Source organism: Actinomyces respiraculi (genome assembly GCF_014595995.2).
Lineage (GTDB): Bacteria > Actinomycetota > Actinomycetes > Actinomycetales > Actinomycetaceae > Actinomyces > Actinomyces respiraculi.
Genome location: NZ_CP063989.1, coordinates 843,394 through 856,795, shown reverse-complemented (window position 1 = coordinate 856,795; position 13,402 = coordinate 843,394). Strand labels below are relative to the sequence as shown.

Genomic DNA, 13,402 nt, shown 5'->3' with positions numbered 1-13,402 from the left:
GTCCTGGGTCAGCCCAGGAGCCCCTGGGCGGTCAGCCAGTCCTTCGCGATCTTCGCTGACTCCAGCCCCTCGGAGGTCGAACGCTTGTTGAGCGCGCGCAGCTCGGAGGAGGTCAGGGCCGCCTGGACCTGCTCGACAGCCGTGCGCACGGCGGAGGGCAGACCGTCGGCCACGACGGGAACGACGTTCTGGGGCAGGATCAGGCCCTTCGGGTCCTCCAGGACGGTCAGGCCGTTGTCCTCGATGGCGGGGTCCGAGGTGTAGATGTCCGCGACGTCGACGTCGCCGTCGAGAAGGGCCTTGACGGTCAGCGGGCCACCGGAGTCCTCCACCGGTGTCACCTCGGCGTCGACGTCGTACTCCCGCGTGAGGCCCTGCGGGCCGTAGGGGCGGGTGGCGAACTCGGAGTTGGCGGCCACCTTGACGGTGCGGCCCAGCTTCGCCAGGTCCGCGAGGGTGACCAGGCCGCGCTCCTGGGCGAGGGCGGCGGTGACCGTGTAGGAGTCCTGGTCGGTGGCCTCGGCGTGGCGGTAGGCGGTCAGGCCCTGGGGCAGCGCCTTGACGAGGGCGGCGTGCAGAGCGTCGGCGTCGGTGGCGGAGGTGTCGCCGTCGAGGTACTGCAGGAGGTTGCCGACGTACTCGGGGATGACGTGGATGGAGCCCTTGGTCAACTCGGGCATGTAGATCTCGCGCTGGCCGATCTGGAACTGGCGGTCGACGTCCAGGCCCGCGTGCTCGATGGCCTGGGCGTAGATCTCGGCGAGGATCTCGTTGGAGTAGTACTGCTGGGATCCGACGACGATGGTTGTCAGGGTGCTGTTGTCCCTGCTGGCACTGCCTCCGGACGGCGTCTCGGACAGCGGGTCGGAGGAGGAGCAGGCGGCCAGGACGGTAGCGGCGGCGAGCGCGCCCGCGCCGGTGAGCAGCGAGCGGCGTGTGAGGGTGTTCATCATCATCAGGTGTCCTTTCGGGGACGGGAGCCTGCCGGTACGGCGAGCCTCTGGAGAGGAAGGAAGACGATGTCACTGACCAGGGCCAGGGCGATGACGAGCAGCGCGGAGGCGAGCATCATCGGGTAGTCCTGCGTCTTGAGACCGAGGAACATCAGCCGTCCCAGCCCGCCGGCACCCGTGTAGGCGGCGAGGGTGGCGGTGGCAATGACCTGCAGGACGGCTGCGCGCAGGCCGCCGACGAGCAGCGGGGCGCCGAGCGGGACCTCCACGCGGGCCAGGACCTGCAGCTCGGTCATGCCTGAGGCGCGGGCGGCGTCCACGGCGAGGCGGTCAGCGGACTCGACGCCCGCGTAGGCACCGGCCAGGACGCTGGGTAGGGCCAGGACGGCGAAAGCCAGCAGGGGCGCGGTCAGTCCGATGCCCAGCCAGAGGCCGAGGACGGTAACCAGGCCCAGGGTCGGCAGGGCGCGAGCCGCTCCCGAGAAGGCGGCGACGGCGTCACGGCCTCTGCCGCTGTGCCCCACGGCCCAGCCGAGCGGCACGCCGACGGCGGCGGCGATGACCACGCCCAGGAGGGAGTAAATGACGTGCTCGGTGAGCAGGTGGGCGATGCCGAGGGAGCCGGACCAGTTGGCGGGGTCGGCGATGTAGGCGAGTGCGGCGAGCAGGTTCGTCATGCTGCGGCCTCCTCGGTCTCGCCACCCGTGTTGCTCGGGCGCCTGCGCCGGGTCCACGGCATGAGCAGCCGGCCGACGGCGACGACGAGCAAGTCGAGGATGAGCGCGAGGGCGACGGTGAGGACCAGGCCGCTGAGGACCTCACTCCAGAGCCCGCGCTGGAAGCCGTCGGTGAAGAGGAAGCCGAGACTGCGCACGCCCAGCACCGCGCCGACGGTGGTCAGTGAGATCGTCGAGACGGTCACGACCCGCAGCCCGGCCAGGAGGGCGGGGCCCGCCAGGGGCAGCTCGACGGTGAGGAAGCGGCGCTCGATGCCCATGCCCATGGCGGTGGCGGCGGCGAGAGGGCCCCGGTCGACGGACTCGAGGGCCTCGACGGCGGCGGGGACCATGAGGGCCAGGCCGTAGAGGGTCAGGGCCACGATGACATTGAGGGTGTCGCGCACGCCGGTGCCGATGATGAGGGGCAGGACGATGAACAGGGCGAGGGAGGGGATGGCGTAGAGCAGTGAGGAGCCGGTGACGAGCAGGCTGCGCACGGGGCGTGACAGGCGAGCCAGCCGGGCTGCGGGCACGGCGAGCAGGAAGGTGGCGATGATGGCGGGCACTGCCTGGGTCAGGTGCGCAAGCGTGTACTGGCCGAGCAGCGGCAGGTTGGCGAGGACCCAGGTCACGAGTGCGCTCCAGCCCCGGGGCACACGTCGGTGGCGTCGGCGACCTGGCGCAGCCGGCGGGCGCGGGCGTCGTCGTCGAGTCCGAGGAAGCGCACGACGAAGTCGTCGGCCGGCGTCTGGAGCAGCTCGCTGCCCGTACCGCGCTGGGCGACCTGGGCGCCCTCGCCCAGGAGGATGATGTCGTCACCGAGGGCCAGGGCCTCGTCGACGTCGTGGGTGACGAAGACGATGGTCTTGGCCAGGCCGCTCTGGATGCGCCACAGCTCGCGCTGGAGCTCGCGGCGCACGAGGGGGTCGACGGCCCCGAAGGGCTCGTCCATGAGCAGGATCCCGGGGTCGGAGGCGAGGGCGCGGGCAACTCCGACGCGCTGGGCCTGTCCCCCGGAGAGCTCGTGGGGGTAACGCTCGGCGAGCGTGCTCGCCAGGCCAAGCATGTCCATGAGCTCGGCGGCGCGCTGGCGGGCGGTATCGCGGGGGACGCCGTCGAGCCTGGGGACGAGGGTGATGTTGTCGATGACGCGGCGGTGCGGCAGGAGCCCGGCGTTTTGCATGACGTAGCCAATGGAGCGGCGCAAGGTGACGGGGTTGCGGTCGGCGATGTCCTCGCCGTCGAGCAGGATCCTGCCTGAGGTGGGGTCGACCATGCGGTTGACCATGCGCAGCAGGGTGGTCTTGCCACAGCCGGAGGAGCCGAGCAGAACGGTGACGTGACCGGCTGCGAGTGTGGCGCCGAAGCAGTCCACGGCGGGGGCGGCGGTGCCGCGGTAGCGCTTGGTGACGGCCTCAAAGGTGAGGGCCGGGGCGTGGCGGAGGCTCGGGGCGCTGGTGCCGGGGCGCGCAGAGGAGGGCGCCGTCGGGGTGGTCATGGGGGACCTTCCTGTCGATAACGGCATCCACCGTAGTGCACACCCCCCGTTTATGTCGATTCGATGTAAACCTGGGGTAGCATGGCCCGGTGCTCGACCTCCAGATCCTCGGCCTTCTCGACGACGGCCCCCTCCACGGCTACGAGATCCGCCGCCGTCTGCTCGACCTCTCCGGCCCCGGCACCCGCTTGTCCGACGGCGCCCTCTACCCCGCGCTCTTACGACTCGAGCGCGCGGGGATGGTGACGCGCAGCCAGGACGCCGGAGCCCGCGGGCGCTCCCGCCAGGTTCTCACCCTCACAGACGCGGGCCGCGAGCGCCTGCACGCCCTCCTGCGCGACGTCAACGGCGCGGACGTCGAGTCCATGCCCCGCTTCATGATGGTGCTCGCCTTCTTATCCCACCTGCCCGATGCGGGCGAGCGCGAGGCCGTCCTCAGGCGGCGCCTGGCCGCCATGGAGACGGCCCCGGCCTTCTTCACCGACGACGGCGTCCCCCGGCGGCTCGCCCAGGAGACCGACCCCTACCGGCGGGCCATGCTCCTGATCGCTCGCGCCGCCCGCCAGGCCGAGCTCGCCTGGCTGCACGAGCAGCTGGGCGAGAGCGTCTGAGCCCCGCCCGCCTCACACACCGCCTACGCCGTCGGCGCCGGTGGGCTGACACCCCCAGGCCATGAGGTCGGATGCCCAACGAGGCGCGCCCGACCGCCTACTCGGGCGAATCGAGTGATGTGCCGACGGCGGAGCCGCAGCGGGTCCTGGACCGGATCAGGCCAGGAGCGCCACGACTGTGGAAGCGACGGCCAGCAGCGGCAGGGCCCCCTGCTTGGCGGCCGCAACACGGTGGGGCGCCGAGGACACTCCCAGGACGAGCGCCGCTGCCAGCATCGCCCCGGTGCCGGCAAGCATGAGGGCGGCCCCGACTCCCGTGTGCCCCAGGGCCGCGAGCGCGACGCCAATCAGCGCCTGCAGGGCCAGGAAGAGGTTGTAGAAACCCTGGTTGAAGGCGTAGAAGGCGTGCGGCCGGGCCTCCTCGGGCGTACCGCCGAAGGTCGAGCGGGCCAGCGGCCCCTCCCAGGCGATGGACTCCATGTAGAAGATGAGGACGTGGAGGGCAGCGGCCAGGACGGCAAAGACCATGCCAGCGGCAAACATCACAACTCGATTCTCGACGACGAACAGACAACGACGGTTTGAACCGGACGGGTGGTTTCGCTATTCCTGCCGCCGAGTCGCTCGGGCGGCGCCAGACCGGGGCGGGTCAGGAACCGATGCCACTGCCCCTGGCGCCAGCAGCGCCGCCAGGAGTACCGGCGCGCGGGGGTCTCGCGCACCGACGCACTGCTCCACACGCCAGCGGCGCCGCCACCCTCGTACGGGGTGACGACGCCGCTGGCGGATGGGTTGGGCAGAACCTCAGTTCTCAGCAGCGCTGGGGTGGGTCATGTCCATCGGGACGACCCAGGCGTCGAACTCCTCATCGGTGACGTAGCCGAGCTCGAGGGCGGATTCGCGCAGGGACAGGCCCTTCGTGTGCGCGTTCTTGGCGATCTTGGAGGCCTTGTCGTAGCCGATGTGGCGGTTGAGAGCCGTGACCTGCATGAGGTTGGACTCGAGGTTGGCCCGGATCCGCTCGTAGTTCGGCTCGATGCCGTAGGCGCAGTTCGTGTCGAAGGAGACGCAGGTGTCGCCCAGCAGCTGGATGGACTCCAGCACGCACCAGGCCATGACCGGCTTGAAGACGTTGAGCTGGAAGTTGCCCTGGGAGCCGGCGAAGCCGACCGTCGCGTCGTTGCCGAAGACCTTCGTGGCGACCATCGTCATGGCCTCGCACTGGGTGGGGTTGACCTTGCCGGGCATGATGGACGAGCCGGGCTCGTTCTCCGGGATGATGAGCTCGCCGATGCCGTTACGCGGGCCTGAGGCGTACCAGCGCACGTCGTTGGCGATCTTCATCAGGGCATCGGCCAGCACGCGCAGCGCACCGGAGACCAGCACCAGGGCGTCGTGGGCACCCAGGGCGGCGAAGAGGTTGTCGGCCTGGCGGAACTCGACGCCGATCTCCTCGGAGATCCTCTTGGCGGTCAGGGGGCCGAAGTCCGGGTGCGCGTTGAGGCCGGTGCCCACGGCGGTGCCGCCGATGGCGAGCTCGCGGGCGCGCGAGTCGGCGTAGCGGATGCCGTCGAGGGCGAAGTCGATCTGGGCGACCCATCCGGAGATGACCTGGCCGAGGGTGATGGGCGTGGCGTCCTGCAGGTGGGTGCGGCCCACCATGACGACCTCGGCGTACTCCTCGGCCTTGGCGTTGAGGGTGTCGCGCAGCTGGAGGACACGCGGGTACATGCGCTGGAGCTCGTCGACGACGGCGATGTGCATGGCGGTCGGGAAGGTGTCGTTGGAGGACTGGCCGCGGTTGACGTGGTCGTTGGGGTGGACGGGCGTCTTGGAGCCCATCTCGCCGCCGGCGAGCTCGATGGCGCGGTTGGAGATGACCTCGTTGGAGTTCATGTTCGACTGCGTGCCCGAGCCGGTCTGGAAGACGACGAGCGGGAAGTGGGAGTCGAGCTCACCGGAGATGACCTCGTCGGCGGCCGTGGCGATGAGCTGGGCGATGTCGCCGGGAAGCTCGCCCAGCTCGCCGTTGGCGAGGGCGGCGGACTTCTTGAGCACGCCCATGGCCTTGATGAGCGGGCGGGTGAGCACGAAGGTCTCGCGACCGATGTCGAAGTTCGTCAGGGAGCGCTGCGTCTGGGCGCCCCAGTAACGGTCGGAGGCGACCTCGACGGCGCCCATGGAGTCGGTCTCGGTGCGCGTGGTCGCGCTGGTCTCAGATGCCATGATCCCAGGCTATCGGGCCGGGGACGTTCGTAGGCGAGGACGGGCGTCCTACTGCCTGCACTGCCAGCACTGCCAGCACTGCCAGCACTGCCAGCATCGTGACCTGACGACGTCGCGCCCCGGCGGCCGAGGGTGGCGCGGGAGCCGCCGGGACGCCGTCGGGAGCTGCGGGGGCGCCGTCGGACACCGCCCAGGACTCAGGAACCGGTCACCACGCCTGCTCCGCCCTCTCAAGCGCACCCCAACTCCTGGGTCCTTCGTCCCCCCAGCCACCACGGGCGAGGCGGCGCCGCGGCCGACGGCGAGGCGGACGGAGCGCCACGCAACTGACTCGCGGCGGAAAACGGACTGCAATCTCGCCGATGTCGCATGCCGACGAGCCACCACTCCCCCGGGGGCACAACCACTGAGAGTTGGCGTCGCGCCCAATCCACGCACGAGGCACCACTCCCCCGGGGGCACAACCCATCTGAACAACATGGGTGTGCATTCCGACACATTTAGGACCAAATACCCCTATCGTGGGCACCTATGCGTCCGGTCTACCCCGCCTGCTCTCCCCACCCACGTCCCGCAGGAGATGAACATGAGCGTTCCCCATACCCTGACATCCTCCTCCAAGGCGCCAGCTGTCAACGAGGACCTTCCCGACAAAGCCACAGTCCGTCGACGGTTGATCGGCTTGTTCGTCGGCCTGGCCCTGGCTGCGCTGGCCTACTACCTGTTCCCGGCCGGCGGCGCAGAGCAGGTCAACGAGGTGGGCCGGGCCGCAGCCGAGGCAGCGGACAAGCCCTACACCGACGTCACCGACACCGGGCTGCGCACCGTCGCAGCCGCCGCGATCCTCATGGGCGTGTGGTGGATGACCGAGGCGATCCCGCTCGCCGCCACCGCGCTCCTGCCGCTGGTGCTGTTCCCGGCCATGCAGGTGTCGACCTTCAAGGAGACGGCCGCACCCTACGCGTCGGAGACGATCTTCCTGTTCATGGGCGGGTTCATGTTGGCCCTGGCCATGCAGCGGTGGAACCTGCACCGGCGCATCGCGCTGGGCGTGGTGATGGTGGTCGGCACCAAGCCCCGGCAGCTGATCCTGGGATTCATGATCGCCACCGGATTCCTCTCCATGTGGGTGTCCAACACGGCAACGGCCGTGGTCATGCTCCCCATCGGCATGTCCGTGCTCGCCCTGGTCTCAGACCTGGTGGGCGGCATCGACAAGATCAAGAAGTTCTCCACCGCCTTGATGCTCGGCATCGCCTACGCCGCCTCCATCGGCTCGGTTGCCACGATCATCGGCACGCCCCCCAACGCCCTCCTGGTGGCCTACCTTTCCGAGAACCACGGCATCCACATCGGATTCGGCCAGTGGATGATCCTGGGCGCCCCGCTCGCAGTGACGCTCATGGGTTTCGCCTGGTGGCTCATGGCCTTCGTGCTGTTCAAGCCTGAGGTCTCGGAGATCCCGGGCGGCCGCGAGCTCATCGCCCAGCAGTGGAAGGAACTGGGCAAGATGTCACGCGGAGAGGCACTGATGGCCGTCATCTTCGTCCTGACCGCCGTCTCCTGGGTGTTCGTGCCCATCTGGCTGGACAAGATCGGCTCGGAGCTGAAGATCCCGGACGCTCTGATCGCCATGACCTGCGCCGCCCTGCTGTTCCTCATCCCGGCGGACAGCAAAGGCCGGCGCCTGCTGGACTGGAAGTCCGCCAACGAGCTGCCGTGGGACGTGCTGCTCCTGTTCGGCGGTGGCCTGTCCCTGTCCTCCATGTTCGGCAAGCTGGGCTTGTCGGTGTGGATCGGTGAGCAGGCCAAGGGACTGGGAACGCTGCCGATCGTGGTGATCGTGGCAGCGGTTGCCACGATGATCATCTTCCTGACCGAGCTGACCTCCAACACGGCCACGGCCGCCGCGTTCCTGCCCATCATGGGCGGCGTGGCCACCGGTATCGGCATCACCTCGGACAACCCGATGAACATTCTGCTGCTGGTGGTCCCCGTGGCCCTGTCCGCAACCTTCGCGTTCATGCTGCCCGTGGCCACTCCCCCGAACGCCGTGGCCTACGGCTCCGGCTACATCAAGATGGGAGACATGGTCCGCACCGGCATCTGGCTGAACCTGGCGGGCATCGTCCTCATCACGCTGGCCATGCTGACGATCGGGGTGCCAGTCTTCGGGCTGACCTTCTGATCCACTCGGGGCTCACGCTCGCGCCCACCTGGCTCAGCCGGGGCGAGGCCGTGACGACCACCTGACGCGAGCCGGGGCCGATGAAAGCGCCTGAAGCGTCCTGGGTTTTGTTCCGATCTGCTTCCTCAAGTGAAGCGTCCTGGGTTTCGTTCCAACCTGCTTCCTCAAGGAGGATCGGAACATGCCCCAGAAGTACACCCCCGAGTTCAAGGCGAGGGCCCTGCCGCTCATCGAGGAACGCGGCCGGGCTTGTTGATATCAACGTGGACCAGCCCGCCCGGGCTGGTCCACTCGTAGCACGCCGGGGCCCGGCGGGGCACCACCAGCCCCGTAGCATGGTCCACCTCGGCCAGGCGAGGCACCACCAGCCCCGTAGCATGGTCCACCTCGGCCAGGCGGTGCACACGGTAACGCTTAAAAGGACCCGCCCCACCGTCGAGCGCGCCAGGCGCAGGTGCAAGGCGATGCGGCGGCCCCCACCGGCAGGGCGGTGGTGCACCGCTGGGCGCGGGCCGGCAGCCGACCCGGGCTGTGGCGGCAACGGCAGGAACACTCGCCCATGGCCTGACCAGCCCGGCAGCGCCCCACCCACCGGCCGACCGTCGTCGGCCAGACCTGCAAGCACCCAGCCACCCGACGCACAGACCAGCCCCCTCCACCACCAGACGACAACGCCCCTCAGGCGTCAAAGGAGCATCAGCGCCAGTCACGAAGGCCACCTCGGACTGTCCCGCGTCAAGTGGTTGGCAGGATTTCCTTGGATTTGAATGTTGGGATGCTCGGGTCGGCCAGTCCCAAGTGGACCTCCTTGCTCGTTCCTCGCCCATCCATCTCGTTCCTCCCCCGTCCATCTCGTTCCTCCCCCGTCCATCTCGTCCCTCCCCCGTCCATCTCGTCCCTCCCCCATCCATCTCGTCCCTCCCCCATCCATCTCGTCCCTCCCCCATCCATCTCGTCCCTCCCCCATCCATCTCGTCCCTCCCCCATCCATCTCGTTCGGTTAAGGAACGAGATCGACTTCTGGGGAACGAGATCAGAACCTGAGGAACGAGATCGACGGCAGTAGTCGAGTCCTCAGTGGGCCGCAACGGGTGCCAGCCGCGCTCAACCAAGCCCGACCATGCCCGCCACGCCAACCAGGCCCGCCACACCAGCCGTGTGCCGTGTCAAGTGGTTGGCGGGGTTTCGGGCTCTGGATAGTTGGGGATCGTCGGGTTGGCCTGTCCCAGGTGGGCCTGCTTGGGCTGGTTGCATGAGGTGGCCTCGTGTGGCTGGATCTCGTTGTGCTCGGCCCTGTGGTCCTTGGCCCGCTCAGCACAAGCATGAGTGTGTGTCGTCACTGTCGTCGGGGTGGGGCCGCTCGTGCTTCAGCGTGCCCAGGCAGCGTTCACGTGACCCGTTCTGCCCCGGACACCTTGACCCTGGTGCGCACGTGGGCCAGCGCGTGCTTGACCACCAGGTCCCGGGCTGCCCGGCGTGCCGGTTGTCGCGGCCACGCCCCCCTTGACCACCGTCACCGTGCGGGCCTGCCAGCGGCGCCAGGCCCGCACCGGGCACGCCGAGCATGCTCACAGAACCTCACGGTCGACATGCCCGCCTCCACACCGATCACCTCGAGGCCCTAAGGGCCCAGCCCGCCCCCGGCAGGCCTCTTCCACACACCCCCTGGCCTCCAGGTGCGCCTCACCCAGGGCCTGGGCCAGCCCCGCGACCCCGGCCTCCAGCTGCTCCTCCCGGGACAACGGCCCTGACCCGCCGACCACCACAACGCTCTTGCCGGCCACCAGGAAACCAGCCTTCCACCACCCGACGGACTGCACGCTGACTCTCTCCCTGCGTGCCGCCCCAGCAACGCACACCTCACCAGCCAGCACGCCAAACACGACCCGGACCCTCCTCCCCGCCAGCACCAAGGATGGCCTCCCCATGCCCACACTCTCCTCCAAGACCCACACAACAACCCCGCCACACACCCCGACGCGCGACGGGACCACACGTGAGCGTGTTAACCCACAGCCTGCCCAGGAAGCCTCCACCTACCCAACCCATCCACAACCCCCAAGGAGGTACAACTAGCGGGGTGAGGGAAACGCTGCGGGAGAGGGCCGAGCACGTACGTCAATTCTTGATCTCGATGGCGCGGCCTATACGGCATGGGATCGAGAGGAGTAAACTCACTTAAATGACAGACATTATTCCATTTGCGGTCGGGGTTGTTGGTGTCGTGGCCTTGATTGGTTTCGCGCTCTTGGTCGGGGAGGCTGTCAGCCGATATTTTCAATCTCACCTTGAAAGGTCCGATCCGCAGCCCTGGCAGCACTTTCCGGCCGTGTCGCGATACATATTGCTTGTCATACTGACGCCACTTTTGGTTTTTTTCATATATGCATTTTTCCTAACCAGCTCGACTCCAAGTGACCGTCTGCCGATTGCGGTACTTATCCTCATGGTTGCCGCTGGATACGGCTACGCGCTCCATGTGGCTTCGTATCGGATCCGAATTTATGAGGGCATTTTCCAGATCCGGTCGTTGTTCCGTAATATCGACTTCACCGCCGATGACGTCGCAGAAACCACAGAAGAATCATTAGGAAACCAAGCAATCTTCCGTGTGAGACTGAAGAGCGGCAAGAGGGTCTCGATTGACTACAACAAACTCAACCTTGGAGAGTTCCGGCAGGTCTTTCAAGAGAAGATGCGACGCCGGACCAAGAAGCGCAAATAAAGGCTAATCCTCCAGCGGAAGGACAGTACGAGCCGCCGTGCCGACGGCGTCGACCGCCTGCGGGTTGGGCTGGTGCCGGGCTTGCGGCTCACTCTGAGGCTAGCGCTGGGGTGGGTCAGGCAAGTCTCGTCTGTGCACGAGACGGAGGCGTCGGGCCTTTCGTCCGACGATGTGCGTCGCCGTCGGGTCTTCGCGGTCCGACCGTCTCGTCGACCGCCTAGCGGCCCGAATATACCGGTGGATCGGCGTATGGCTGGGTAGTTCCGAGGACGATTGCTACAGTAGCCCGTCGAGGTACCGGGATCAGCGGGGACACGAACGTGTGGCGGCTGCTGCGCACGATGCGCAAGGCGCAGACCTACCGCGTCGGCGACACCGACCCGATGAGCCGCCTCCTGCTCGGCGCCGTCGCCGAGTTCGAGCGGGCCATCATCCGCGAGAGGCGGGCCGAGGACATCGCCGCCGCCCGCGCCCGCGGCGTCTACCGCGGCCGTGCCCGATCCCTGACCGAGACCGAGGTCGCCCAGGCCAGGCAGCGCCTGGCCGCAGGCGTGCCCAAGGCCGCCGTCGCCCGTGACCTGGGCGTGCACCGCTCCACCCTCCACCGAGCACTCAGCCGACAGACTGTGGTCTGCCATAGGTTTTGTGGACAGTGACGAAAATCATGTTTGATTTAGGCTGCTGTCTGGTTGCTGTACCATTCATTGTGGACTTCGTTCGGGGTTTTGTAGCCCAGTGTTGAATGGAGTCTGGTTTGATTGTAACAGGTTTCTATCCAGTGTGTCACATCCTTGATTGCTTTGTCGCGGGTGGGGTAGATTTTCCGGTTGACTAGTTCTTTCTTCAGGGCGGCGTTGAAGGATTCAGCGGCGGCGTTGTCGTAACAGCTTCCCGTGCGTCCCAGTGATGGCTGGATGCCGTGTCGGGCCATGGCTTGGGCGTATTCTTCTGAGGTGTACTGGGATCCTTTGTCGGAATGGAAGATCGTGTGACCGGGTTCGGTCGGGCAGTTGCGTGTGGCCATGTCGAGGGCTTGAGTGACCAAACTGGTGCGCATGTGGGACGCGATGGCGTATCCGATGATCTTGCGTGAGTAGCAGTCCATCACCGTGGCCAGGTAGGCATGTCCGTCCCAGGTGGGGATGTAGGTGATGTCACCGACCCACTTGTGTCCTGGTGCCTGGGCGGTGAAGTCCCGCTGGACCAGGTCAGGACGCGTCTGGATGCCCGTGGCCAGGATCGTGGTGCGGGGTCGGGGACGGGGCTGGCAGGCCACCAGTCCTTCCTGGAGCATGATCTTGCGGACCAGCTCCGGCCCCACCTCGATGCCGTTGCGGACCAGCATCGCGTGGATCCTGCGGTACCCGTAGGTCTGTTGTGACTGGTCGAAGAAGTGCCGGATCAGCACGGTGAGTTCGTCTCGTCGTTTCTGCTGCGCGGAGAGTCCCCGACGCCGCCACGCGTAGTAGCCCGACCTGGACACATCAGCCCATCTGCACATCAGGTACACCGGGTAATTGCCTTCTTCGCGATGAAGGTAGACGTACTTGACGGCTACCGGGACTCCCGGGCGAAGAAGGCCGCTGCTTTTTTCAGGAACTCGATCTCCATCTGGGCTTCCCGCAATTGGGCCTTGACCTTCCTCAACTCCGCCAGCTCGGCAGAAGTGAGTTCTTCTCCACTGCTGTCTGGATGGGTCCTGCGCCACTTGTTCACCCAGTTCCCCGCGGTCTGGGGAACCAGCCCGTACGCTTTCGCCACCTCACTAACCGGACGCGACTTCTCGATCACCTCCGCCACGATCTGTTCCTTGAACTCATCGCTGTACCTTGATCCTGCCATGATACCGATTTTACCTCACCTGTTCGAAATGGATCAGAATTTTCATCGGTGTCCACAAAACGTGTAGCAGTCCACTGAGTGAGGGGTTGGAGAGCGGCGAGCGAGACCCAGATGATGGCAGTGACGCCCCGGCCCTCAGCCAGTGATAGCGAGTCAATGGGCTGGGTGTAGCCCGGGGTCCACCACATCCCCTGGGAATCCACCTGCCACACATCGCACTCGACGTCGAGCACGACGGAGCCGGTGGGCAGGGTGCTGAGGAGGTCGGCTGTCAGGCCGGCCGTCGTGGTCAGGCGTTGGTGAGGTAGGCCTCGAGTGCGTTGCGGATGACGGCGCTGGCGGTGGTGTTGTGCTTGGCGGCGTAGGCGTCGAGGGCGGTGTTGGTGTGCTCGGGCAGGCGGACCTGGCGACGCGCGGAGGCGCCGTGGCCGGTGGCGTGGTCGTGTCCGAGGGTGGGGTGGCCGCTCATGATCGCTCGGAGCTCGTCCTCGTCGGCGATGTCGCCTCCGCCGAGCGGCTGGCCGATGGGGTGCAGCCTGCCTTCGGTGGCCAGGGTGTCGAGCTCGTCGTCGGTCGTGGTGACGGGCAGGTGCTTGCTGATCGTGTTGTGGGTCATCGTTCCTCCCATTCGGTGTGGCCG

13 protein-coding genes are annotated in these 13,402 nt (G+C 67.3%); 4 read left to right on the top strand and 9 right to left on the bottom strand.

The annotated features are described in order from the left end of the window. Positions 1-8 precede the first annotated feature (8 nt). The 4 genes from ID810_RS03515 to ID810_RS03500 are packed head-to-tail and all read right to left on the bottom strand — an operon-like array spanning position 9 to position 3,170. On the bottom strand, positions 9-953 hold the full coding sequence (locus ID810_RS03515; RefSeq protein ID WP_413227901.1) for an ABC transporter substrate-binding protein: 945 nt from the start codon (positions 951-953) through the stop codon (positions 9-11). Positions 954-955: 2 nt separating this feature from the next. Next, positions 956-1,630 (bottom strand): ABC transporter permease, encoded by a 675-nt coding sequence (locus ID810_RS03510; protein WP_166855137.1) that lies wholly within the window; start codon positions 1,628-1,630, stop codon positions 956-958. Continuing rightward, a complete protein-coding gene (locus ID810_RS03505) occupies positions 1,627-2,304 on the bottom strand; it encodes an ABC transporter permease (RefSeq protein ID WP_166855138.1) in 678 nt (225 codons plus the stop codon). Before ID810_RS03505 ends, ID810_RS03510 begins: the two co-directional genes overlap by 4 nt. After that, positions 2,301-3,170 (bottom strand): ABC transporter ATP-binding protein, encoded by an 870-nt coding sequence (locus tag ID810_RS03500; protein ID WP_166855139.1) that lies wholly within the window; start codon positions 3,168-3,170, stop codon positions 2,301-2,303. The genes ID810_RS03505 and ID810_RS03500 overlap by 4 nt, the downstream gene beginning before the upstream one ends. Positions 3,171-3,259: 89 nt before the next feature. On the opposite strand from ID810_RS03500, the gene ID810_RS03495 reads away from it, so the two are divergent. Further along, entirely contained in the window at positions 3,260-3,781 is a 522-nt protein-coding gene (locus ID810_RS03495) for a PadR family transcriptional regulator (protein WP_166855140.1), read from the top strand. A gap of 156 nt (positions 3,782-3,937) precedes the next feature. On the opposite strand, the gene ID810_RS03490 is transcribed toward ID810_RS03495, so the two are convergent. Both ID810_RS03490 and fumC read right to left on the bottom strand, forming a co-directional pair. Beyond that, a complete protein-coding gene (locus ID810_RS03490; RefSeq protein ID WP_166855339.1) occupies positions 3,938-4,324 on the bottom strand; it encodes a DUF1304 domain-containing protein in 387 nt (128 codons plus the stop codon). Between the two features lie 261 nt (positions 4,325-4,585). After that, a complete protein-coding gene (gene fumC, locus ID810_RS03485; protein WP_166855141.1) occupies positions 4,586-6,007 on the bottom strand; it encodes a class II fumarate hydratase in 1,422 nt (473 codons plus the stop codon). Positions 6,008-6,593: 586 nt separating this feature from the next. On the opposite strand from fumC, the gene ID810_RS03480 reads away from it, so the two are divergent. From ID810_RS03480 to ID810_RS03470, 3 genes are all read left to right on the top strand, one after another. Beyond that, positions 6,594-8,195 (top strand): SLC13 family permease, encoded by a 1,602-nt coding sequence (locus ID810_RS03480; protein WP_166855142.1) that lies wholly within the window; start codon positions 6,594-6,596, stop codon positions 8,193-8,195. 2,182 nt (positions 8,196-10,377) lie between these two features. Beyond that, positions 10,378-10,920 carry a hypothetical protein gene (locus tag ID810_RS03475; protein ID WP_166855143.1) on the top strand — a complete coding sequence of 181 codons (543 nt, stop codon included), beginning with the start codon at positions 10,378-10,380 and terminating at the stop codon, positions 10,918-10,920. 320 nt (positions 10,921-11,240) lie between these two features. Continuing rightward, complete coding sequence (locus ID810_RS03470; protein ID WP_166855144.1) at positions 11,241-11,576, top strand: recombinase family protein; 336 nt, start codon at positions 11,241-11,243, stop codon at positions 11,574-11,576. A gap of 17 nt (positions 11,577-11,593) precedes the next feature. Here ID810_RS03470 and ID810_RS03465 read toward each other — a convergent pair whose 3' ends face one another. From ID810_RS03465 to ID810_RS03455, 3 genes are all read right to left on the bottom strand, one after another. Continuing rightward, entirely contained in the window at positions 11,594-12,547 is a 954-nt protein-coding gene (locus ID810_RS03465; protein ID WP_243856513.1) for an IS3 family transposase, read from the bottom strand. Further along, positions 12,475-12,762, bottom strand: a complete 288-nt coding sequence (locus ID810_RS03460) for a transposase (protein ID WP_166855145.1) — start codon at positions 12,760-12,762, stop codon at positions 12,475-12,477. Before ID810_RS03460 ends, ID810_RS03465 begins: the two co-directional genes overlap by 73 nt. A gap of 289 nt (positions 12,763-13,051) precedes the next feature. After that, positions 13,052-13,378, bottom strand: coding sequence for a gamma-glutamyltransferase (locus ID810_RS03455; RefSeq protein ID WP_166855146.1), 327 nt, complete (start codon positions 13,376-13,378; stop codon positions 13,052-13,054). Positions 13,379-13,402 lie beyond the last annotated feature (24 nt).

What these genes read in the sequence shown, in the direction of transcription:
- ID810_RS03515 (WP_413227901.1), bottom strand. Translation starts at nt 953, where the DNA reads ATGATGAACACCCTCACACGCCGCTCGCTGCTCACCGGCGCGGGCGCG.
- ID810_RS03510 (WP_166855137.1), bottom strand. Translation starts at nt 1,630, where the DNA reads ATGACGAACCTGCTCGCCGCACTCGCCTACATCGCCGACCCCGCCAAC.
- ID810_RS03500 (WP_166855139.1), bottom strand. Translation starts at nt 3,170, where the DNA reads ATGACCACCCCGACGGCGCCCTCCTCTGCGCGCCCCGGCACCAGCGCC.
- ID810_RS03490 (WP_166855339.1), bottom strand. Translation starts at nt 4,324, where the DNA reads ATGTTTGCCGCTGGCATGGTCTTTGCCGTCCTGGCCGCTGCCCTCCAC.
- fumC (WP_166855141.1), bottom strand. Translation starts at nt 6,007, where the DNA reads ATGGCATCTGAGACCAGCGCGACCACGCGCACCGAGACCGACTCCATG.
- ID810_RS03480 (WP_166855142.1), top strand. Translation starts at nt 6,594, where the DNA reads ATGAGCGTTCCCCATACCCTGACATCCTCCTCCAAGGCGCCAGCTGTC.
- ID810_RS03475 (WP_166855143.1), top strand. Translation starts at nt 10,378, where the DNA reads ATGACAGACATTATTCCATTTGCGGTCGGGGTTGTTGGTGTCGTGGCC.
- ID810_RS03460 (WP_166855145.1), bottom strand. Translation starts at nt 12,762, where the DNA reads ATGGCAGGATCAAGGTACAGCGATGAGTTCAAGGAACAGATCGTGGCG.
- ID810_RS03455 (WP_166855146.1), bottom strand. Translation starts at nt 13,378, where the DNA reads ATGACCCACAACACGATCAGCAAGCACCTGCCCGTCACCACGACCGAC.